General features: G+C 68.4%; 20 protein-coding genes. 11 read left to right on the top strand and 9 right to left on the bottom strand.

Annotation, left to right across the window (positions count from 1 at the left end; all coding sequences use genetic code 11):
- Window positions 1–8: 8 nt before the first annotated feature.
- Genes purH through BMW26_RS04400 form a run of 3 tightly spaced genes read right to left on the bottom strand, consistent with a single transcriptional unit; the run spans window position 9 to window position 3,682 of the window.
- Window positions 9–1,616 carry a bifunctional phosphoribosylaminoimidazolecarboxamide formyltransferase/IMP cyclohydrolase gene (gene purH / locus BMW26_RS04410; RefSeq protein WP_053099011.1) on the bottom strand — a complete coding sequence of 536 codons (1,608 nt, stop codon included), beginning with the start codon at window positions 1,614–1,616 and terminating at the stop codon, window positions 9–11.
- A 40-nt stretch (window positions 1,617–1,656) separates the two neighbouring features.
- Window positions 1,657–2,244, bottom strand: coding sequence for a phosphoribosylglycinamide formyltransferase (gene purN, locus BMW26_RS04405; RefSeq protein ID WP_056277354.1), 588 nt, complete (start codon window positions 2,242–2,244; stop codon window positions 1,657–1,659).
- 43 nt (window positions 2,245–2,287) lie between these two features.
- On the bottom strand, window positions 2,288–3,682 hold the full coding sequence (locus BMW26_RS04400; RefSeq protein WP_072590869.1) for a cell division protein PerM: 1,395 nt from the start codon (window positions 3,680–3,682) through the stop codon (window positions 2,288–2,290).
- Window positions 3,683–3,773: 91 nt separating this feature from the next.
- On the opposite strand from BMW26_RS04400, the gene BMW26_RS04395 reads away from it, so the two are divergent.
- On the top strand, window positions 3,774–5,231 hold the full coding sequence (locus tag BMW26_RS04395; protein WP_053099008.1) for an NCS2 family permease: 1,458 nt from the start codon (window positions 3,774–3,776) through the stop codon (window positions 5,229–5,231).
- Window positions 5,232–5,369: 138 nt separating this feature from the next.
- On the opposite strand, the gene sucD is transcribed toward BMW26_RS04395, so the two are convergent.
- Together sucD and sucC are read right to left on the bottom strand one after the other, a co-directional pair.
- On the bottom strand, window positions 5,370–6,272 hold the full coding sequence (sucD, locus tag BMW26_RS04390; RefSeq protein WP_056277351.1) for a succinate--CoA ligase subunit alpha: 903 nt from the start codon (window positions 6,270–6,272) through the stop codon (window positions 5,370–5,372).
- A gap of 27 nt (window positions 6,273–6,299) precedes the next feature.
- The gene (gene sucC / locus BMW26_RS04385; RefSeq protein WP_053099006.1) at window positions 6,300–7,466 is read right to left on the bottom strand and encodes an ADP-forming succinate--CoA ligase subunit beta; all 1,167 of its coding nucleotides are present in this window, start codon (window positions 7,464–7,466) and stop codon (window positions 6,300–6,302) included.
- Between the two features lie 164 nt (window positions 7,467–7,630).
- Here sucC and BMW26_RS04380 point away from each other — a divergent pair, with 164 nt between their 5' ends.
- From BMW26_RS04380 to BMW26_RS04345, 8 genes are all read left to right on the top strand, one after another.
- On the top strand, window positions 7,631–8,044 hold the full coding sequence (locus BMW26_RS04380) for a YbaB/EbfC family nucleoid-associated protein (protein ID WP_056277348.1): 414 nt from the start codon (window positions 7,631–7,633) through the stop codon (window positions 8,042–8,044).
- Window positions 8,044–8,373, top strand: coding sequence for a type VII secretion target (locus BMW26_RS04375; protein WP_072590868.1), 330 nt, complete (start codon window positions 8,044–8,046; stop codon window positions 8,371–8,373). The genes BMW26_RS04380 and BMW26_RS04375 overlap by 1 nt, the downstream gene beginning before the upstream one ends.
- Complete coding sequence (locus BMW26_RS04370; protein WP_056277346.1) at window positions 8,370–9,830, top strand: glycohydrolase toxin TNT-related protein; 1,461 nt, start codon at window positions 8,370–8,372, stop codon at window positions 9,828–9,830. The genes BMW26_RS04375 and BMW26_RS04370 overlap by 4 nt, the downstream gene beginning before the upstream one ends.
- Entirely contained in the window at window positions 9,827–10,111 is a 285-nt protein-coding gene (locus BMW26_RS04365) for a hypothetical protein (RefSeq protein WP_056277343.1), read from the top strand. Before BMW26_RS04370 ends, BMW26_RS04365 begins: the two co-directional genes overlap by 4 nt.
- A complete protein-coding gene (locus tag BMW26_RS04360) occupies window positions 10,108–10,551 on the top strand; it encodes a glycohydrolase toxin TNT-related protein (RefSeq protein WP_072590867.1) in 444 nt (147 codons plus the stop codon). The genes BMW26_RS04365 and BMW26_RS04360 overlap by 4 nt, the downstream gene beginning before the upstream one ends.
- Window positions 10,548–10,808 carry a hypothetical protein gene (locus BMW26_RS04355; RefSeq protein ID WP_053099000.1) on the top strand — a complete coding sequence of 87 codons (261 nt, stop codon included), beginning with the start codon at window positions 10,548–10,550 and terminating at the stop codon, window positions 10,806–10,808. Before BMW26_RS04360 ends, BMW26_RS04355 begins: the two co-directional genes overlap by 4 nt.
- A gap of 91 nt (window positions 10,809–10,899) precedes the next feature.
- Window positions 10,900–11,562, top strand: coding sequence for a TetR/AcrR family transcriptional regulator (locus tag BMW26_RS04350; protein ID WP_053098999.1), 663 nt, complete (start codon window positions 10,900–10,902; stop codon window positions 11,560–11,562).
- 75 nt (window positions 11,563–11,637) lie between these two features.
- Window positions 11,638–12,873 (top strand): acyl-CoA dehydrogenase family protein, encoded by a 1,236-nt coding sequence (locus BMW26_RS04345; RefSeq protein WP_072590866.1) that lies wholly within the window; start codon window positions 11,638–11,640, stop codon window positions 12,871–12,873.
- Between the two features lie 30 nt (window positions 12,874–12,903).
- Here BMW26_RS04345 and BMW26_RS04340 read toward each other — a convergent pair whose 3' ends face one another.
- Window positions 12,904–13,389, bottom strand: a complete 486-nt coding sequence (locus BMW26_RS04340) for a hypothetical protein (protein WP_053098997.1) — start codon at window positions 13,387–13,389, stop codon at window positions 12,904–12,906.
- 41 nt (window positions 13,390–13,430) lie between these two features.
- Here BMW26_RS04340 and BMW26_RS04335 point away from each other — a divergent pair, with 41 nt between their 5' ends.
- Together BMW26_RS04335 and BMW26_RS04330 are read left to right on the top strand one after the other, a co-directional pair.
- Window positions 13,431–14,882 carry a phytoene desaturase family protein gene (locus BMW26_RS04335; RefSeq protein WP_072590865.1) on the top strand — a complete coding sequence of 484 codons (1,452 nt, stop codon included), beginning with the start codon at window positions 13,431–13,433 and terminating at the stop codon, window positions 14,880–14,882.
- 50 nt (window positions 14,883–14,932) lie between these two features.
- Window positions 14,933–15,976: an ATP-dependent DNA ligase gene (locus BMW26_RS04330; RefSeq protein ID WP_056277324.1), complete on the top strand. Its 1,044-nt coding sequence runs from the start codon at window positions 14,933–14,935 to the stop codon at window positions 15,974–15,976.
- Between the two features lie 3 nt (window positions 15,977–15,979).
- On the opposite strand, the gene ligD is transcribed toward BMW26_RS04330, so the two are convergent.
- From ligD to BMW26_RS04315, 3 genes are read right to left on the bottom strand one after another with little or no spacing between them, the layout of a single operon-like run.
- Window positions 15,980–17,032, bottom strand: a complete 1,053-nt coding sequence (gene ligD, locus BMW26_RS04325; RefSeq protein WP_056277321.1) for a non-homologous end-joining DNA ligase — start codon at window positions 17,030–17,032, stop codon at window positions 15,980–15,982.
- Window positions 17,033–17,073: 41 nt separating this feature from the next.
- Window positions 17,074–18,207 (bottom strand): SseB family protein, encoded by a 1,134-nt coding sequence (locus tag BMW26_RS04320; RefSeq protein ID WP_053098993.1) that lies wholly within the window; start codon window positions 18,205–18,207, stop codon window positions 17,074–17,076.
- Window positions 18,208–18,233: 26 nt separating this feature from the next.
- Window positions 18,234–20,696, bottom strand: a complete 2,463-nt coding sequence (locus tag BMW26_RS04315; protein WP_072590864.1) for an ATP-dependent helicase — start codon at window positions 20,694–20,696, stop codon at window positions 18,234–18,236.
- Between the last annotated feature and the right edge of the window lies 1 nt (window position 20,697).

The following is a 20,697-nucleotide window of genomic DNA, read 5'->3' as shown; positions in this document are numbered from 1 at the left end:
CGGACGACTCAGTGGAAGAAGTGACGCTCTCCGGTGAAGAACATCGTGACGCCGGCCTTGCGTGCGGCGTCGACGACCTCTTCATCGCGCACCGAGCCACCGGGCTGCACGATCGCGGTGACGCCCGCATCGATGAGCACCTGCGCACCGTCGGCGAACGGGAAGAAGGCATCGGAGGCAGCGACAGAACCGGCTGCACGATCACCGGCTCGCTCGACCGCGAGGCGGCACGAGTCGACACGGTTGACCTGACCCATGCCGACACCGACCGTGGCGTTGTCCTTCGCGAGCACGATCGCGTTCGACTTGACGGCGCGGCACGCCTTCCACGCGAAGATGAGGTTCTCCATCTCCTCGTCGCTGGGGCGCTCGCCCGAGACGAGCTCCCAGTTCTTGGCGACCGAGACGATGTCGTCGGGGAAGCGATCGGCATCCTGCAGCAGAAGTCCTCCCGAGACGAGGCGCACATCCATGCGCTCCTGCTGCCAGTCCTCCGGCAGCTGCAGCAGACGCAGGTTCTTCTTCGCCTTGAACACCTCGAGGGCTGCGGGTTCGAACGACGGCGCGACGATGACCTCGGTGAAGATGTCCTTCAGATTCTCGGCCATCTTGAGGGTGACGGTGCCGTTCGCGGCGATCACTCCCCCGTAGGCCGACACCGGATCGCACTCGTGGGCGCGGATGTGCGCGCTCGCGATCGGGTCGAGGGCGTTCGGTGCGGTCGTGGCGATGCCGCACGGGTTCGCGTGCTTGATGATCGCGACGGCCGGCTTCACCATGTCGTAGGCGGCGCGCAGCGCGGCATCCGCGTCGACGTAGTTGTTGTACGACATCTCCTTGCCCTGCAGCTGCGTCGCCTGGGCGATGCCGTGGCCGCCGACACGGGTGTAGATCGCGCCGCGCTGGTGCGAGTTCTCGCCGTAGCGCAGCGTCGCCAGCAGCTCGGCCTGGATCGTGAGGTGCGTCGGCAGGTCCTCGCCCTCGCCGAGCGTGCCCTCCGCGAACCATGAGGCCACCGCGGTGTCGTAGGCGGCGGTGTGGGCGAAGGCGCGGGCCGCGAGCTCGCGGCGCTGGGTCAGCGTGGTGCCGCCGTTCTCGATGGCGCTGATGATGCCCGGGTACGACTGCGGCGAGACGACGATCGCGACGTTCGCGTGGTTCTTGGCCGCGGCGCGCACCATGGCGGGGCCGCCGATGTCGATCTGCTCGACCACGTCGTCGCCCTCAGCACCGGAGGCGACCGTCTCGACGAAGGGATACAGGTTCACGACGACGAGCTCGAACGGCGCGATGTCGAGATCCGCGAGCTGACGTTCGTGATCCTCGAGGCGCAGGTCCGCGAGCAGACCGCCGTGGATCTTCGGGTGCAGCGTCTTCACGCGACCGTCGAGCATCTCGGCGACTCCCGTGACGGCGGCGACGTCGGTGACCTCGAAGCCCGCCTCGCGGATCGTGGAGGCCGTCGAGCCGGTCGAGACGATCTGCACGCCTGCGCCGGCGAGAGCGGCGGCGAGATCGAGCAGACCGGACTTGTCGCTCACCGAGACGAGTGCGCGGCGAACCGGGACGGTGTCGCGATCGCGGTACAGCGAGTGGTCGTGGCGGGGGCCGGCCATGATGGGCTCCTTCGTGCGAGGGGGGCGTGCGTGGATCGGTTCAGGATGCTGAGGTCAGCGAGAGCTCACCGGTCGCGATGCGGCGCACCACGTCGATGAGAAGTCGGCGCTCGACGGGCTTGATGCGCTCGTGGAGGCTGTGCTCGGTGTCACCGGCGACGACCGGCACGCGCTCCTGTGCGAGGATCGGGCCGGTGTCGACGCCGTCGTCGACGACGATCACGCTCGCGCCGGTCTCCGAGACGCCCGCGGCGAGCGCGTCGCGCACCCCGTGTGCGCCGGGGAACTCGGGCAGGTATGCGGGATGCGTGTTGATCAGTCGTGGCGAGAGGTCGGCGACGAGGGCGGCAGGAAGCAGACGCATCAGGCCGCTGAGCACGACGAGGTCCGCGTTCCAGACGGCGAGCTGGCGGCCGAGCTCTTCGCCCCAGGCTTCGCGCGATTCGTGCTCGTGCCACGGAACCGTGAAGCTCGGGATGCCGAATTCCTCGGCGTGAGCCAGGCCGTCGGCTTCGCGGTCGGCGCCGACGACCACCACCCGCGCAGGGAAATCGGGGTGGCGAGCAGCCTCGAGGAGGGCGCGAAGGTTCGAGCCGGTGCCCGAGATGAGAACGGCGACCGTGAGCACGCGCCCAGTCTACCGGGGCCGATGGGAGGCCCCGAGCCGCATGTCAGCCGACGGGATCGCGCGGATCGCGCCGCGGGAGCCGGAATCCGCCCGCGTCATCCAGCGGCGCCGTGTCATAGGTCGACGGTCCGTCCGGCCAGCCGACCGTTCCGTCGCTGGGATCCGTGCGTGCGTTCGACACCGCATCGGATGCCGTCATCTCGGCGACCCAGCGGTCGGTGCGCTCTTCTGCGAGCTCATCGCGATTGCGGGGCGACAGGAGCAGGATCGCTGCGCCGAGCAGGACCTCTCCCCCCAGCGCGAGAGCGAACGGCAGCGGGGCAGGCCCGGCTTCGGAGAGCCGCCCCGGACCCATCGACCCTCCGGCGAACAGGGCGGCGATCGCGGCGACAGCGGCGGTCAGCACGCCGATCCCGAGGGCGATCGTCGCACGGGGGGCGAGGCCGAGCGGCGTGCCCTCCCAGACGAGGCGGGACCGGACCGCCCAGCCGGCGAAGGCACCGGCGCCGATCGGGAGGATGATGACGATGAGCATCCAGATCGACGTGCTCTCGGGAAGCAGCCCGAGCACGGGGATTCCGGGGACCACGCCGAGCTGGGTGCCCGCCGGGGACACCGCTGTGCCGACACCCACGGCGAATCCGGGTCCGGCGAGCCAAGACGCCGCCCAGACGAGGATGGTGGGCAGATAGGCGAGATGCCCGAGAGTGATGACTCCGGCGCCGAGCGCATCGACCCGCGCCGCCTGGAAGAGGGCCACCATCTCGCCGCCTCGTGCCGCCGTGAGCACGGCGACAGCCACTGCGGAGACCGCGGTGGTCCCCACGACGGCGAAGGCCGCTCCGCGCACGGCCGCACTCGGAACCGGCCCCCAATCGCCCCACGAGTCGACGACGTCGTGGATCCGGTCGAGGAAGCCGCCGTCACCGTCCTCCCAGGCGATGCGGACGGCACCGCACACGGCGCCCACGAGATAGACGGCTGTCGGAAGCAGGATCGCCTCGACGACGGGCGTCTCGACGGCTCCGAGATGGGCGGTCAGTGCGACTCCGGTCGCGATCGCCGCGAACGTGAGGGAGCCGGAGAGCGAGCCGAGGAGCCAGGCCCCCGCGCGCGCGGCGCGGGTGCCGGAGCGGGCTGCGAAGAGCAGCGTGAAGATCAGGAACGCGAGCGGTGTCACCGAGAGCGTGAAGGCGGCGGCCGCCGGTGCGATGCCCGTCGTGCGGAGCACCTCGGTCGATACGTCGATGCTCAGCGGCACGCCGTGGCCGAACTGCCACAGGGTGCCGGTGAGCGGCCAGAGCGCTCCCCAGTCGGCCGTGACGCCGAACGAGAGCGTCCAGAGCAGGGTGAGCGGCGCCAGCAGGACCACGAGACCGACCGCCGCAGCGATTGCGGCATCGAAGGCGGCGAGGAGCGCGACGAGGAGGCGTTGCATATCGAATCGAGACTACGACGAGAACCCTGTCGTCGCCTGTGGGCGCGCGCGACTCGGGCGACACGATATCGTCTCCAGCGGAGGTTTCCCGATGACAACTGCCCCGTCCCCCACCCGCTCAGAGGCCCAGCCCAAGAACGCCCTCGACCGCTTCTTCGAGATCAGCAAGCGCGGATCCACGATCGGCACCGAGATCCGAGGGGGCCTGGTGACCTTCGTCACGATGGCCTACATCGTGATCCTCAACCCGATCATCCTGTCCGGCTCGGCCGACGTCGCCGGCGACACGCTCGATTTCAGCGCCGTCGGCGCCGCCACCGCGTTGACCGCCGGCATCATGACGATCCTGTTCGGTCTCATCACCCGCCTGCCGTTCGGCTTCGCCGCCGGCCTCGGCATCAACGCCTTCGTGGCCTTCTCGGTCGTCGGTCAGGTCACCTGGCCCGAGGCGATGGCTCTCGTGATGATCAACGGTCTCGTCATCGTGCTTCTCGCGGCGACCGGCCTGCGCAAGATGATCTTCGACGCGGTTCCGTTCCAGCTGAAGATCGCGATCACGGTCGGAATCGGCCTGTTCATCGCCTTCATCGGGTTCGTGAACTCCGGCTTCGTCACCGCGACCGGCAGCGCATCTCCGCCGGTCGGTCTCGGCGTCGGCGGATCGGTCGCGACCGTGCCCACGGTGCTGTTCATCGTCACGCTCATCGTCACCGGCATCCTGGTCGCGCGCAAGGTCAAGGGCGGGCTGCTCATCGGCCTCGTCACCGGCACCGTCCTCGCGGTGATCGTCGAGGCGATCTGGCATCTCGGAGCCGCATCCGACGACAACGCGGGCGGCTGGGGGCTCACGGTTCCGACTCTCACGGGATCGCCGTTCGGTCTGCCCGACCTGAGCCTGGTCGGCGCGGTCGACTTCAGCTTCGACTTCAGCAAGGTGAGCCTCGTCGCGATCGTGATGATCGTCTTCACCCTCGTCTTCTCGAACTTCTTCGACGCCATGGGCACCATGACCGGTCTCGCCAAGGAGGCCGACCTCGCGAATGAGAACGGCGACTTCCCGCGCATCAAGTCGGCGCTGGTCGTCGAAGGTGTCGGCGCGATCGTCGGTGGTGGTACGTCCTCGTCGTCGAGCACCGTGTTCATCGAGTCCGGAGCGGGTATCGGCGAGGGTGCGCGCACCGGATTCGCCAACCTGATCACGGGTGGCATGTTCCTGCTCGCGATGTTCCTCACGCCGCTCACCTCGATCGTCCCGACCGAGATCGCGGCCGCCGCGCTCGTGATCGTCGGCGCGATGATGATGGCGCAGATCAAGTACATCGACCTCACGGAGTTCGACGTGCTGCTGCCCGTGTTCCTGACCGTGACCGTGATGCCGCTGACCTACTCGATCGCCAACGGAATCGGCGCCGGCTTCGTCAGTTGGGTGCTCATCCAGGCGTTCTCCGGCAAGGCCCGCAAGATCAGCCCGCTGCTGTGGATCGTCGCCGTCGGCTTCGTGATCTTCTTCGCCCGAGGTCCCATCGAGGCGCTCTTCGGCGTCGCCTGAGCGACGACGAACAACACGAAGGGCGGATGCTGCGGCATCCGCCCTTCGTCGTCCCTACGCACATGGCGTGTCGAAAGCGTCCGGGCATAGAAGAAGGCCCCGGAGTGGAGTCCAGGGCCTTCTCCTCCAGTCTAGCGCTTAGAGCGACTCGACGATCTCACGCATGAGTGCGGCCGTCTCGGACGGCGTCTTGCCGACCTTGACCCCCGCGGCCTCGAGGGCCTCCTTCTTCGCCTGGGCGGTGCCCGCGGAGCCCGACACGATCGCGCCGGCGTGGCCCATGGTCTTGCCCTCGGGAGCCGTGAAGCCCGCGACGTAGCCGACGACCGGCTTGGTGACGTGCGCCTTGATGTAGTCGGCCGCGCGCTCTTCGGCGTCGCCACCGATCTCGCCGATCATCACGATCGCCTTGGTCTCGGGGTCGGCCTCGAACGCGGCGAGCGCGTCGATGTGCGTCGTGCCGATGACGGGGTCGCCGCCGATGCCGATGGCCGTCGAGAAGCCCAGGTCGCGCAGCTCGAACATCATCTGGTACGTCAGGGTGCCCGACTTCGACACGAGCCCGATCGGTCCCTTTCCGGTGATGTTCGCCGGCGTGATGCCGACGAGCGCCTCACCGGGGGTGATGATCCCGGGGCAGTTCGGTCCGATGATGCGAGTCGTGTTGCCCTTGCTCTGGGCGTAAGCCCAGGCCTCTGCCGAGTCGCCGACGGGGACACCCTCGGTGATCACGACGAGCAGCGGGATCTCGGCATCGATGGCCTCGATCATCGCGTCCTTGGTGAAGGCGCCGGGCACGAAGGCGATCGACACATCTGCGCCGGTCTCCTTCATGGCCTCGGCGACCGAGCCGAAGACGGGGAGCTCGACGGCGTTGCCGTCCTTGTCGGTGTGCGCGACCGTGGTGCCGGCCTTGCGTGCGTTCACGCCGCCGACGACCTGGGTGCCGGCCTTCAGCATGAGCGCCGTGTGCTTGGTGCCTTCGCCGCCGGTGATGCCCTGGACGATGACCTTGGAATCCTTGTTGAGGTAGATCGACATTTCTCTAGTCCTTGTGTCTCTCTGCGATCAGGCGTTGGCGAGTTCGGCGGCCTTGTCGGCGCCTTCGTCCATGGTGCTGGCGAGCGTGACGAGCGGGTGCGCGTACTCGGCGAGGATCGCACGACCCTCGTCGACGCGGTTGCCGTCGAGGCGCACGACCAGCGGCTTGGACGCCGTGGAGCCGAGCGTCTCGAGTGCGCCCTTGATGCCGTTGGCGACGGCGTCGCACGCCGTGATGCCGCCGAAGACATTGACGAACACGCTCTTGACCTGCGGGTCGCCCAGGATGACGTCGAGGCCTGCGGCCATGACCTCTGCCGAGGCGCCGCCGCCGATGTCGAGGAAGTTCGCGGGCTTGACGCCGTTGTGGTTCTCGCCGGCGTAGGCGACCACGTCGAGCGTCGACATGACGAGACCTGCGCCGTTGCCGATGATGCCGACCTCGCCGTCGAGCTTGACGTAGTTCAGACCGCTCTTCTTGGCCTTGGCCTCGAGCGGGTCCGCTGCGTCCTTGTCCTCGAGCGCCTCGTGCTCGGGGTGGCGGATCTCGGAGGCGTTGTCGTCGAGCGTGACCTTGCCGTCGAGGGCGATGATGTCGCCCTCTTCGGTGCGGACCAGCGGGTTGACCTCGACGAGAGTCGCGTCCTCGCCCTTGTAGACGTCGAAGAGCTTGACGAACACGTCGGAGACCTTCTCGATGAGGTCCTCCGGGAAGTTGGCGGCACGAGCGATCTCGACGGCCTTCTCCTTGTCGATGCCGGTCAGCGGGTTGACCTCGACGCGCGCGAGCGCCTCGGGACGCTCGACCGCGAGCTCCTCGATCTCCATGCCGCCCTCGACCGAGCAGAGGCTCAGGTACGAGCGGTTGGCACGGTCGAGCAGCACGGAGAAGTAGAACTCCTCAGCGATGCGGGCACCCTGCGCGACCATGACGCGCTTGACGATGTGGCCCTTGATGTCGAGACCGAGGATGGCCTTGGCCGCCTCGTACGCCTCGTCGGGGGTCTTGGCGACCTTGACGCCGCCGGCCTTGCCACGACCACCGGTCTTGACCTGGGCCTTGACGACGACGACGCCGCCGATCTTCTCAGCGGCTGCCTTCACCTCCTCAGGGGTGTCGGCGACGATGCCGGCGAGGACCGGCACTCCGTACTTCTCGAAAACGTCTCGTGCCTGGTACTCGTACAGATCCACTGTGCTTCCTTCACTGGGCTGCGGCCTGGAATTCTCTCGATGTCGAGACATCGATCAATCCCCCAGCCTACTACCGCCGCCTGAGCGCCCCTACGTCCGCAGAGCGCGGGCGACGAGCCGATGTCGTCCGGTAGCATTCTTGTGCGTTGAATCAGGGGGAGACAATGACGGACACGTTCGACTGGTCGGATCCGATCGCCACACGGGCCCGCATCGAGCAGCAGGTCAGAGACGCAGAGCGCCGCGCGGCACAGGCCGAGCAGGTGCGCGACGACATCGCTGCCGTGCGTGAGCGGGCGACGTCGCCTGGCCGTGATGTCGCGGTCACGGTGGATTCCTCCGGTCGGCTCGCCGAGGTCACGCTCACGGATGCCGCATACGACCGATCCCCCGCAGCCCTGGGCGCTCTGATCGTCTCCCTCGCCGGAGATGCGCAGCGCGCGGCCGGCGCGAAGGCCGTCGAGATCGCCGCCGAGGCGTTCGGCGCGGACGACGCAGCCGTCGAGCACCTGCGTGAAGAGATCGCTCAGCTCCCCGACCCGAGTCAGGACGGCCAGCCACGGATCGAGTACCGCTGATGGCGGAGCTGATCGCGGTAGACACCGAGACGGTGCGCAGGCACGCGCAGCGCGTCGGCCAGATCGCGTCGGATGTCAGGCTCGCCGAGAACGCCGCCGGGTCGATGAACATCGGCGGCGGGGCGTTCGGGGTGATGTGCGCGTTCCTGGTTCCGCCTGCGCAACTCGTCTCGTCGATCGCCATCGGCGCGATCTCCGCCGCGGCGACCATGCTCGAGCAGTCCGAGGAACAGCTCAAAGGTCTCGCCGATGACTTCGATGAGGGCGAGCAGCGACAGCTCGACACGATCAGCGGTCTGATGGCGTCGGTCGAGGGCGGCGTCCGATGACGCCGCCGAACCCGCTGGTGGCCGGACCGATCGATCCGACGACGCCGTTCAGCGGCGCAGGGCTGCTCGAGGACGGCTACGAGCTCGTCAACGCCATCGAGAGCGGAGACTGGGTGGCCGGAGGCCTCGCATCGTTCTCCGCCCTGGCGAACACCGTCGCGACGGCGATGGATCCGCTCGGATCGCTGATCGCGGCGGGTCTGGGCTGGCTCATGGACCATCTCGAGCCGCTCAAAGGCTGGCTCAACGACCTGACCGGCGACGCAGGTGAAGTCGCCGGATTCGCCGCGACGTGGGGCAACATCGCCCAGCATCTGCAGCAGGCGGGCGAGACCCTCGATTCCCGACTCGCCGACGTGAGCTCGATGTCGGGCGAGGCGATCGCCGCGTACCTCCGACTCCAGGCGGACGTCGCCGCTCATATCTCCGCCGCGGGCGCGTGGGCGGGCGGCATGAAGACCGGCATGGAAGCGGCATCCATGCTCGTCCAGGTCGTTCATGAGCTCGTGCGCGACACGCTCTCGCAGCTCGTGGGCTCGCTGATCTCCTACGCGAGCACGCTGGTCATCTCACTCGGCACCGCCACCCCCTATGTCATCGCGCAGGCGACGAGCCGCGTCTCGGCGATGACCGCCCGGATCTCCGGCACGGTGCTCAAGCTCGTCGACGCCGTCACGGCTCTCGCCAAGCACCTGGACGAACTCAAGGCGCTCTTCCAGCGCCTCGGAGACCTCTTCTCGCGCGGTCCGGGCGGCGGAAACGCTCCCTCCGGCCCCGGAGCACCGCACAGCCCGAACGGCACGCCTCCCCACACCCCGCCCGACGGCACGACGCCGGACGGGCCCACCTCGCCCGGTCCCAGCGTGCGCGACCAGAGCATGCTCACCGACGAGCAGCTCCAGACATACCTCGAGCGCAACTACCCGCAGTACGCCGACGACTTCGCCGACACCGGCACACTCCCACCCGACGTGCAGATCCCCAAGGGGCCTGAGGTCCTTCAGCCGGATGGGAGCATAGACTGGAGCCAGGTGCCCGGCGGCGGGTACGTGCTGGATGCCAACGACAATCCGATCCGACAGCCGCACACGCCGCAGCCCGGCGACGTGCTCGACCGCTACGGTCCCCCCGACGGTCGATACACCTCACCGGTGCCGGATGACGGGCCGTACACGTACGACCAGCGTTCCCTGCCCTACGTCGAGAATCCCGCGCATTACCACCGCTACGAGGTCGTCGGCGACCTGTCCGATCTGCGTGGTGCGTTCGACAGCGCCCCTCAGCACGTCAAGGACGAACTCCTGGCGGGCGGTCTCAAGCCCGAATACCTCGGTTCACAGGGGTACCAGGGAGACATCGCGCCCGGATTCGGCTCGCCGGGTGGCGGCTCCCAGGTGCAGCTTCCGCTCACCGCGGAGCAGCTCATCGCGCTAGGCCTGCTTAAGGAGATCCCATGACGAACCTCACCGCCGCCGACGCACAGCGCATCATCCAGGACGAACAGCTCACCGCCACCGCGAACTGGTTCGGGCGCACCGGCCGTCGCGAACGGTCGGCATGGATCGATCGCGACGGCGATGAGTGGATCGTGTGGGACACCGACGAGCGCGGCGACCGGTTCTTCGGCCCGTCGCGCTTCTCCTCCGAAGCCGAGGCTCTCGACCAGTTCCTGCGGATGGCACGGTCGCACAAGGCAGCGGATTCCACCGCTGTGCGCCGGATCGGGGACTCCGCATGACCGAGGTCTGGATCGGCCCCGACGGCCGCGCCCTCACTCGCGAGCCCGTGCCGGCCGGCGCGGAGGTCTGGGACATGTACGGCCCCGTGAACACCCGCTACGTCTACCTCGTCGAGAACGGGCAGCCCGCTGCGTATCCTGAGCGCTCGCTCCCCTGGGTCGAGAATCCGTCGGCGTACCACCAGTTCATCGTCATCGGCGATTGCGTACACGTCCGTGCCGCATACGAGCGATCCGGCGATGCCGCGCTTCGCCGCGACCTGGATGATCTCGTGGACATCGGCTACTACCGCTGGGACGAGCCCATCTACAGCGGCAGGGTGGCTCCCGCATTCGGCGAACCCGGCGGCGCCACCCAGCTCGTGCTGCCCCTGCCGCTCTCGTTCTATCTGCGACTCGGACTCGTGCGCGAACTGAGCGTCCCTGGAGGACTGGCATGAACCGTGACACCGTGCTCGCCGACCTCCGCGCACGCGGCCATGCCGGGTACTCCCTCTTCGAGGACCCGCGCGGCAAGCCGAACGTCATCGTCCTGACCTTCGGCAGGAACGGTTTCCAGACCTGGATCCAAGACGAACGCGCACAACCCATCGCCGGTTCGCTCCGCGCCTTCGACGCGGAATCCGAGGCCCTCGCCGACTTCACCCACCGAGTGGAGATCTGGAACCGCGTCAGCGGCGTCCGTCCGACGGCATAGACGGCCACGCCTCCGTCCGGTCGCCACGGCCTCACGCCCTACGGCGACCGCCCATGATCGTCGACGACATCGACAGGTCTAGGCTCATTCCATGCACGAATCCGCAGAACTGCGCACCGGCGTCGTGGCCGCTGCACTCGAGCTCTTCGCGTCACAGGGCTTCGACCAGACCTCCGTCGAGCAGATCGCGAAGGCCGCAGGCGTCTCACGCTCGACCTTCTTCCGCCAGTTCGGCGGCAAAGAAGATGTGGTCTTCGCGGACCATGAGGTGCTGCTCGACCAGTTGCGGACCTTCCTCGCGGAAGGGCATGACGATCCCTGGCGTGCGGTCTGCGCGGCATCCGAGTCGGTCTTCGCCCACTTCGCGCACGATCCCGAACTCGCGCGTCGCCGCTACCAGATCGTCCGCCAGGTGCCGGTGCTCCGTGAGCGCGAGATCATCACGGTGTTCCGCTACGAGCGGCTGTTCGACGACTATCTGCGCAGCTCGCTCCCCGGGATCGATCCTCTCGATGCCGTCGGGTTCTCCGCCCTCGTCACCGCCGTGCACAACCATGTGCTGCGGCAGCTGCTGCGCGGCAAGAAGAAGGTGCCGCTCTCGACGCTGCAGACGGCGCTCGCCGACGTCCGCCGCCGCTACGGGGTGCCTTCCGACGCGGTCTCCGAGGCTCCGGATGACGTGGTCGTCGCCGTGTTCCCTCGCTCGATGCCGATCGCCGAGGTCACCCGGCGCCTGCGCTCTCAACTCGACTGAACCAGGACTCTCTCCACCGGAGTCGTGAAACCGAGTTTCAGAGCGTACGATACTTGGTGTCACGAAGGAGTCACCATGAGCACCGCAGCCTCTCCCCTGCCCGGCGAGCGCGTCTCGTCGTACGACATCACCGGGCGACAGGACAGCGATTACTACGCCGTCTTCGCCGACATCCCCGACGCCGACCGGTCGGCCTGGGATCGCGCCAAGGCCTACATCGACGAGGTCGGGCCTCAGATGGCGGACGCCTGGGATCGCGCGGAGTATCCGCTCGAGGCCGCGCGCCGAATGGGCGAGATGGATCTCGTCGTCGATGGCATCGAGCATCCTGCCCTCACCCGGCTCTCTCCCCTCGCTGCCGGGCTCGTGAACATGGAGATCTCGCGCGGCGACGGGTCGCTCGGCACCGTGCTCGCCGTCCAAGGCGGGCTCGCGCTGCGCACCCTGGCGCTCTTCGGATCCCCCGCTCAGCAGGAGAAGTGGCTCACGGCTCTGGCCGACGGCTCGGTCTTCGGATCCTTCGCCCTCACCGAGCCCGACCACGGGTCTGATTCGGTATCGCTGGAGACCGTGGCCCGCCGCGACGGCGACGAGTGGGTCATCCGCGGCGCGAAGAAGTGGATCGGCAACGGCGCCTCGGGCGGCATCACTTTCGTGTGGGCCCGCGTCGACGACGAGACGGCGCCCGAACACGGTGCGGTCCGGTGCTTCCTCGTCGAACAGGACACCCCCGGATACACAGGGACCCCGATCCGCGGCAAGGCCTCGCTGAGGGCGATCCACCAGGCTCACATCGTGCTCGACGACGTCCGGGTGCCGCTCGACTCCGTGCTCCCTGGCACCAAGAGCTTCAAGGACGCGTCGGTCGTCCTCTACGCCACCCGCTCAGGGGTCGCGTGGTCGGCCCTCGGCCACGCGACGGCCTGCTACGAGGCGGCGCTGGCCTACTCGACCCAGCGCATCCAGTTCGGCAAGCCGCTCGCCAAGTTCCAGATGGTGCAGGAGCGCCTCACGCACATGCTCGAGGACCTCACGGCCATGCAGCTGTACTGCCGTCGCCTCGCAGACCTCGAGACCGCGGGTGAGCTTCGCCCCACGCAGGCCTCGCTGGCGAAGTTCCACAACACGCGAGCAGCTCGACGCGTGGCATCCGTCGCCCGTGACCTCCTCGGCGGCAACGGCATCCTGCTCGAGAACGGTGTGATGCAGCACATGGCCGACATCGAGGCGATCCACACCTATGAGGGCACCGAGAGCGTGCAGGCGCTGCTGCTCGGGCGCGACATCACGGGGATGAGCGCCTTCACCTGAGCGCTCACCACCGCGGCGCCGACGAGGACGTCAGTCGCAGCCGCAGCCGCCGGCCGGCGTCTTCACCATGAAGCAGACGTCGCACACGCCGTAGTCGCGCTCTTCCGTCTTGGTCGCGCGCTCGGCCTTCGGCGCAGCCGCGACACGAGGGGTCGTCGATCTCTTCGCCTTGACAGGCGCGATCGGGCGGAACTCGCTCGGGTGCGTCACGTAGAAGTACGGTGCGCGTCCCTCGCTCGGCTGCAGTCGCAGGGGCGTCGAGCCGATGACGATCGTCTCGTCCTCGGTGAAGCCGTTGGTGTAGGTCTTGCCGATGTGCAGCGGGGCGCCGTCGCCGCGGCGGATAGCCTCGATGTAGCGACCGCGGTCGATATAGGAGGAGATGCCGACGGCGTCGGTGATCGCGGAGATGAACTCGTGGTTCTCCTCGGCGATGCGATGCGCGCGGAGCGCCTCCGCGAGGGTTCGGTACGGACGGGAGTTGCCTGTGGGGGTCGGGCCCTGAACTTCATTCATTTCCTCAAGGATCTCACGCCCGGGCATGGAAGACTGGCCGAATGGCACGCGCGACGATCATCGGCTCCGGACCGAACGGCCTGGCGGCGGCTGTGTCCCTCGCGCGCGCCGGCTACGAGGTGCATGTGCTCGAAGCCGCCGACACGATCGGCGGCGGAGTCCGCACGACGGAATCGACCCTCTCGGGCTTCCGGCACGACGTCTGCGCCGCCGTGCACCCGGCCGCGCTCTCTTCGTCGTTCTTCCAGGCGTTCGGCCTCGCCGAACGGGTGGACTGGATCCTCCCCGACATCTCGTACGCGCACCCGCTAGACGGCGGCAGAGCCGGAATCGCATGGCGCGACATCGAACGCACCGCGGCAGGGCTCGGCATCGACGAGCGGGCCTGGCTGTCGCTCCTGCGCCCGCTCAGCACTCACGTCGAGGGTGTCGTCGACTTCACCGGCAATCAGATGCTCAGGGTGCCTCGCGAGCCGATCACGGCTCTCCGGTTCGCGCTGCGGATGCTCGACCAGGGCACGCCGCTCGCCCGGCGCAGCTTCCGCACCGAAGAGGCCGCCGCGCTGATGGCCGGTGTCCTGGCGCACGCGAACACCCCGCTCCCCTCGCTCGCCGGTGCCGCAGCCGGGCTGCTGCTCGCCGCGCAGGCGCACGCCGGCGGATGGATGTACCCGCGAGGCGGCGCGCAGCGCATCGCCGACAGCATGGTCGCCGATATCGAGGCCCATGGCGGATCCGTCGAATCGGGCATCCACGTCACCGACCTGGGGTCGCTCGACTGGGGCGACCCCGCCCGTGGTGATCTGCTGATGCTGAACACATCGCCCCGCCTCACCCTCACCCATCCGGACATACCCGCGGCCTACGCGCGGGCGATCCGCAACTACCGATACGGCCCCGCCGCTGCGAAGGTGGATTTCGCTCTCGACGGGCCGATTCCCTGGGCGAATCCCGACGTCGCCCAGTCGCCCACCGTCCACATCGGCGGATCGGCCGCGGAGACGTGGGCGAGTGAGAACGCTGTCGCCCGGGGACGGATCAGCGACCGACCGTACGTCCTGACGGTGCAGCCCTCGGTCTTCGACCCCAGCAGGGCGCCGGAGGGCAAGGCGGTGCTGTGGGCGTACATCCATGTTCCCCAGGACTCCGATCTCGACGCCACCGAGCTCATCACGCGTCAGGTCGAGCGATTCGCACCGGGATTCCGGGACCTCATCCTCGCGCACCACTCGGTGCCGGCGTCGTCGCGCGAGGCGGTCAACCCGTCGGAGATCGGCGGCGACATCCTCGGCGGGGCGTTCACGATCCCGCAGGCGCTGCGGCGCCCGGTCCTCGGCATCGCGCCCTGGCGCACTCCGATGCACGGGGTGTACCTCGCGTCGGCGTCGACACCGCCCGGCCCGGGCGTCAACGGCATGGCGGGATGGCATGCCGCCCGCACGGCGCTCAAGGATGCAGGCATGCGCGTCTCCCTCGACGACCTCTTCGACTGACGGGCGAAGTCACCCTTCTGCCGCGACGCGACCGACGCCAGGATGGATCCATGCGCTACGAGATCCCGTCCCCGATGCTGGCGAAGGCGGCAGCATCCGTCCCCGATCCCGCGAAGACCGCCGGAGGGCTGCTGTTCGAGCCCAAGTGGGACGGATTCCGCGGGCTGATCGCCTGGGACGGCGAGACCGTCGAGATCGGCTCCCGCGGCGCGAAACCGCTGACGAGATACTTCCCCGAGCTCGTCGAGGCGATCCCGCGACTGCTTCCGAGGCCGTGCCTGCTCGACGGAGAGATCGTCGTGGCCACGGGACACGAGGGGGCGCAGCGACTCGATTGGGAGGCGCTGAGTCAGCGCATCCATCCCGCGGCCTCACGAGTGGCGAAGCTCGCCGCGGAGACGCCTGCGATGTTCATCGCCTTCGATCTGCTGGCCGTCGACGACGAAGACCTCCTGAGCACTCCGTTCGCCGAACGCCGCGCGCGCCTGGAGACCCTGATGGAAGGGGTCGAGCATCCCCTGCACATCACGCGCACCACCCGCGATCGGGACGCCGCCGTGCGCTGGCTCGCCGAGTTCGAGGGCGCAGGCCTCGACGGGGTCGTCGCCAAGCCACTCGATCAGCCGTACGCGCCCGGAAAGCGCACCCTCATCAAGATCAAGCATGCCCGCACCGCTGACGTGGTCGCGCTCGGCTACCGCGTGCACAAGTCCGGGTCGGGCGTCGGGTCTCTGCTCGTCGGCCTCTACGACTCCGACGGCACGCTGCGGCAGGTCGGCGGCGTGGCCGCATGGAGTGATGTGCGCCGCCGGGAGCTCGTCGAGGAGCTCGCCCCGCTCGTGCAGCGCGACGACTCCGGCGAGGCCCTCACCGGCGAGGGTGAGCGTTCGCGCTTCAGCGGGTCCAAGGATGTCTCGTTCGTCCGGCTGCGCCCCGAGCTCGTGCTCGAGGTGCGCTACGACCAGCTCGAGGGTTCGCGGTTCCGCCATACGGTGCAGTTCGACCGCTGGCGTCCGGACCGGGATGCGCGGTCGTGCACCTACGACCAGCTCGACACCGTGGCCGGGTACGACCTGGCCGAGGTCATCGGCTGAGGCTCACTCCTCGACGGGATCACCGTTCGCATCCCAGTGGGCGTCGACCTTCTTGCTGGGCTGCACGCGTGGGGGCTCTCCGGGCATCTTGGGAAACTCGGGCGGGAACGACAACTCGCCGAGGCCCGCCGCCTTGTCCCGCTCCCACCACTCGAGAAGCGTGTCGATGCGCCCCGGCTCGTCCTGCTTGCCCGCCCAGGGATCACCGACCTCGGCGAGTCTCTTCGGGATGCTGCGGACGGTGAAGACCGCGGGGTCGAGACCGTCCAGCTCGTCCCAGTACACGGGCGTCGAGACCGTGGCCCCGGGAAGCGCGCGGGGGCTGTAGGCACCGGCCATCGTGCGGTCGCGGTTCGCCTGGTTGAAGTCGATGAAGACCCGCTGACCACGCTCCTCCTTCCACCAGCTCATCGTGACCTGCTCCGGCATGCGTCGCTCCAGCTCGCGGCCGGCTGCGATCACGGCGTGCCGCACATCGAGGAACTCATGAGTCGGTTCGATGGGCGCGAACACGTGCAGTCCACGGTTGCCGCTGGTCTTCACGAACGCGGTGAGACCGACCTCCTCGAGCACCTCTCTCAGCGCGTGCGCGGCGGGGATGGCATCCGCGAAACCCGTGCCGGGCTGCGGGTCGAGGTCGATCCGCAACTCGACGGGATTGTCCGGGTCGGTGGCGAGGGACGCCCAGGGGTGGAAGACGATCGTGTTCATCTGCGCCGCCCAGACGATCGCGCTCGGGCGATTCAGGACGATCTGCGGATGCCGACGCGCACTGTTGTAGGTCACGGTGACGGCGTCGACATAGTCGGGCGTTCCCTTGGGCGGGTTCTTCGAGAAGAACCCGTCGCTTCCCACGCCGTCGCGGAAGCGCTCGAGCGAGACGGGCCGATTCCCGTTCGCCTCGAGGAACGGCACGCTGACGAGCTGGAAGTACTCCGCGAGCTCGGCCTTCGTGATGCCGTCCTTCGGCCAGACGACCCTGTTCGGGCTCGAGAGCGCGACCTCGCGCTCTCCATCGGGATCGATGACTGTCAGGGTCACGCGTTCTGAGGCCATGCTCCGACCCTAGAGGGCCGGTGCGACGCGGGGGAAGCCCGTCAGTCGTCGATGTCGATCGCGAGGATCAGCACCGAGGTGAGAGCGTCGCGCTCGACCACGATGCTGGGGCCGGCCGGATCGATGATGACCCCGGCCATATCGATGTGGCTGGAGAGGATCTTGGCCAGCTGCAGCGGCTCGAACGGCAGCGGTCGATCGCCCCGACCGAGCGCGAGCACCTCGAGCGGGTGCGAGAAGAGCTGGAGGAACCGCTTGCCGTCGGGAGTCTGCGCTTCGGCGATCCCGACCTGTCCGCCGGGATTTCCCTCGTTGACGGCGACCCACATGCGCTTCGTCGCGAGCGCCTCGCCGACCTTCGATGCGGTGTCCTGCTCACGCGGCGCGGCGATGAGCGACTTGACCGTCATGTCGACGTCTGCCTGCTCGAGCGCCTTCTGCAGGAGCTCGGACGGGAACACCACGCGGTGCGGCGCAGAGGCGTTGTCGACGATGAGGCCGGCGAAGTCACCCGAGACGACCTGCTGAAGAACGGACGTGACGGGCTGCGCGACGGCAGATGTCGCCGTCGGGTCCTTCTCGAGCTGCACGGAGTCTCGGACAGCGGCGGCCGAACTGAACGCGAGCATGAACTGACGATCGCCATCACGCACGACCGCGACAGCGAGAGGCTTGCCCTCACTGATCTGCGCGCGTGCGTCGCCGTTGACGCGGATGTACATGTGCCCCTGCAGCGCCTGGCGGAGCACTCCGAGCAGCTGCTCGTTCGTGGCGCCCTGCTCGACCTCTTTCAGGGATTCACGCAGCAGGACGTTGTCCTTCATGCCCGGGACGGTCTCGGTCTGCTCGGGCGGCATCGCGGGCGCCAGCGGCAGTCGACGCTCGGGCTCGGCCACGGGGGCAGGTGCCGGCGCAGCGGGAGCAGGGGCGGGTGCTGTCGCAGGCGCCGATGCTGCCGGCGCGTCAGGACCGGGCAGCTCGACCTCCGGTCCGGCCTGAGCACCGACCCCACGGAACGCCTGGACGGAGATACCGATGGTGGGCGTGGCCTCGGCGGCGTCCGCCGGCGCCTCCGCACCGTCCGGAGTCTCGTCGGCGGACTCCTCGGTCTCGGTGTCGAACTGGTCGGCGACGACGTCGTCGGCGGACTTCTTGCGGCGGGAGAACAGGGCCATATCAGCCAGCCTAACCCGCCAGAGGGCTAGATCTTCTCGATCGGCGCGACCTTGATCAGGAGCTTCTTCTGGCCGGCGGAATCGAAGCGCACGTGCGCGATGCGCTTGGCCCCCTCGCCTGTCACCGCGTCGACCCGTCCGTCGCCGAAGTCCGTGTGGCGGATGCGATCCCCCGCGGCGAGTTCGAGGTCGCCGTTGTCACGCATCTTCGCCGTCACGCGGTTGGGGAACTTGTCCATCGCGGTCGAGAGCGGCTTGAGAGAGTCGCGCCCCGGCAGCTGCTTCACCGCGAAACGGTCGCCGGAACCGGAGCCGCCGGAGCCGCCGAATCCGCCTGCCCGGCGCGCATTGAGCGCACGGGACTGCATGCCTCCCCGGGAGTTGACGTCGCCGGGCGACTGGCGCCAGTCGATGAGTCCGGCAGGGATCTCCTGCAGGAAACGGCTGGGCATCGCGACCGAGACCTCGCCGAACTGGGCCCTGGTCATCGCGAGCGACAGGTGCAGGCGCTTCCGCGCGCGCGTGATGCCGACGTAGAAGAGCCTCCGCTCCTCCTGAGGACCGCCCGGCTCCCCCGCCGAGATGCGGTGCGGGATCAGATCCTCTTCGACGCCGGTCACGAAGACCGCGTCGTACTCGAGCCCCTTCGCGGTGTGCATCGTCATCATCGACACCGACCCTGATTCGTCGTCGAGGTCGTCGGCATCCGAGACCAGGGCGACCTCTGTGAGGAAGTCCACGATCGTCCCGTCAGGATTGTTGCGCGCGAAGTCCCGCGCGACGGCGACGAACTCGTCGAGGTTCTCGACGCGCGCCTCATCCTGTGGGTCGCGGCTCGCCCGCAGGGCGTCGAGGTAGCCGCTCTTCGACAGCAGCACGCTGAGCCCGTCGGCGACGGTCGTCGGAGCGGGAACCTCGCCGGAGGCGGGGAGCATGATCTCCGTCGCCTCGGCCAGCACGGCATCGAGCTGGGCGATGCCGGCCTGGATCTTCGGACCGAAGCCCAGCTGCTCGGGCACGGACAGGGCCTGCCGGAACGTGATGTCGTGGTCTTCGGCGAACCGGGCGATCGCCGTCTCGGTCACATCGCCGATGCCGCGCCTGGGCTTGTTCAGGATGCGGCGGACAGCCATCTCGTCGGCCGGGTTCGCGACGGCGACCAGGTAGGCGAGGGCGTCCTTGATCTCGGCACGCTCGTAGAACTTCGTGCCGCCCATGATCTTGTAGGGCACGGCGGAGCGGATGAAGATCTCCTCCAGCGCACGCGATTGCGAGTTCGTGCGGTAGAAGACGGCCATCTCGGAGTACGGCATGCCGGCGCGGTGCAGCGCCTCGACCTCGTCGGCGACGAATTGGGCCTCATCGTGCTGGGAGTACCCGGTGAAGCCGACGATCATGTCGCCGTCGCCCTTGTCGCTCCAGAGCTTTTTGTCCTTGCGATCGAAGTTGTTGCCGATCACCGCGTTCGCCGCCGAGAGGATGTTCTGCGTCGAACGGTAGTTCTGCTCGAGCAGCACGACGCGAGCGCCGGGGAAGTCGCGCTCGAACTCGCTGATGTTGCGGATGTCGGCGCCGCGGAAGGCGTAGATCGACTGGTCGGAATCACCCACCACGGTGAGTGACGCGCCTTCGAGCTCCGGCGTGGTCTCCGGCTCGAAGATCATCATGCCGTCGGAGGCATACGGATCGGGCGAATCGCCCGAGACCGGACGCGTCAGCTCGTGGATGAGGGCGTACTGAGCGTGGTTCGTGTCCTGGTACTCGTCGACCAGCACATGACGGAACCTGCGCCGATAGGTGTCGGCGACCTGCGGGAAGGCGCGGAACAGATAGACGGTCTGGCCGATCAGGTCGTCGAAGTCGAACGCGTTCGCCTTCTGCAGCTGCCGCTGGTAGTCGGCGAAAAGATCGACGAAGATCCGCTCGGCCGGGTCGTTCATGTTCGCCTGTCGCGCATACGCGTCGGCATCCGACAGCTCGTTCTTGAGCTTGGAGATGCGCGACTGCACGGCCCCGGGCGTGAGACCGTAGGCATCGGCCTCGTGCTGCTTGACCAGCCGCTTGATGAGCGCCCGCGAATCACCGGAGTCGTAGATCGTGAACGACTTGGTGAACCCGAACTGCTGAGCCTCACGCCGGAGGATCCGCACGCAGGCGGAGTGGAACGTCGAGATCCACATGCCCCGCGCCGCGTCGCCCACGATCGCCTCGACGCGCTCGCGCATCTCACCGGCGGCCTTGTTGGTGAAGGTGATCGCGAGGATCTGGCTGGGCCATGCCTCGCGTGACCTCAGCAGAGAGGCGATGCGCCGTGTCAGCACGCTGGTCTTGCCGGAGCCTGCACCCGCGACGATCAGCAGCGCGGGTCCGCGGTAGGTCACCGCTTCGAGCTGCTGCGGGTTGAGGCCGGCGAGGAGGTCGTCCTGTCCCTGCGCTCCGGTGGAGCGAGGGCCGACGGATCCGGGGACGATGAGGGGGGCTTCGGTCATG

This window comes from Microbacterium sp. 1.5R (assembly GCF_001889265.1).
Classification (GTDB): domain Bacteria; phylum Actinomycetota; class Actinomycetes; order Actinomycetales; family Microbacteriaceae; genus Microbacterium.
The sequence above is the reverse complement of the archived record's forward strand: the minus strand, read 5'-3'. Positions and strand labels throughout refer to the sequence as shown.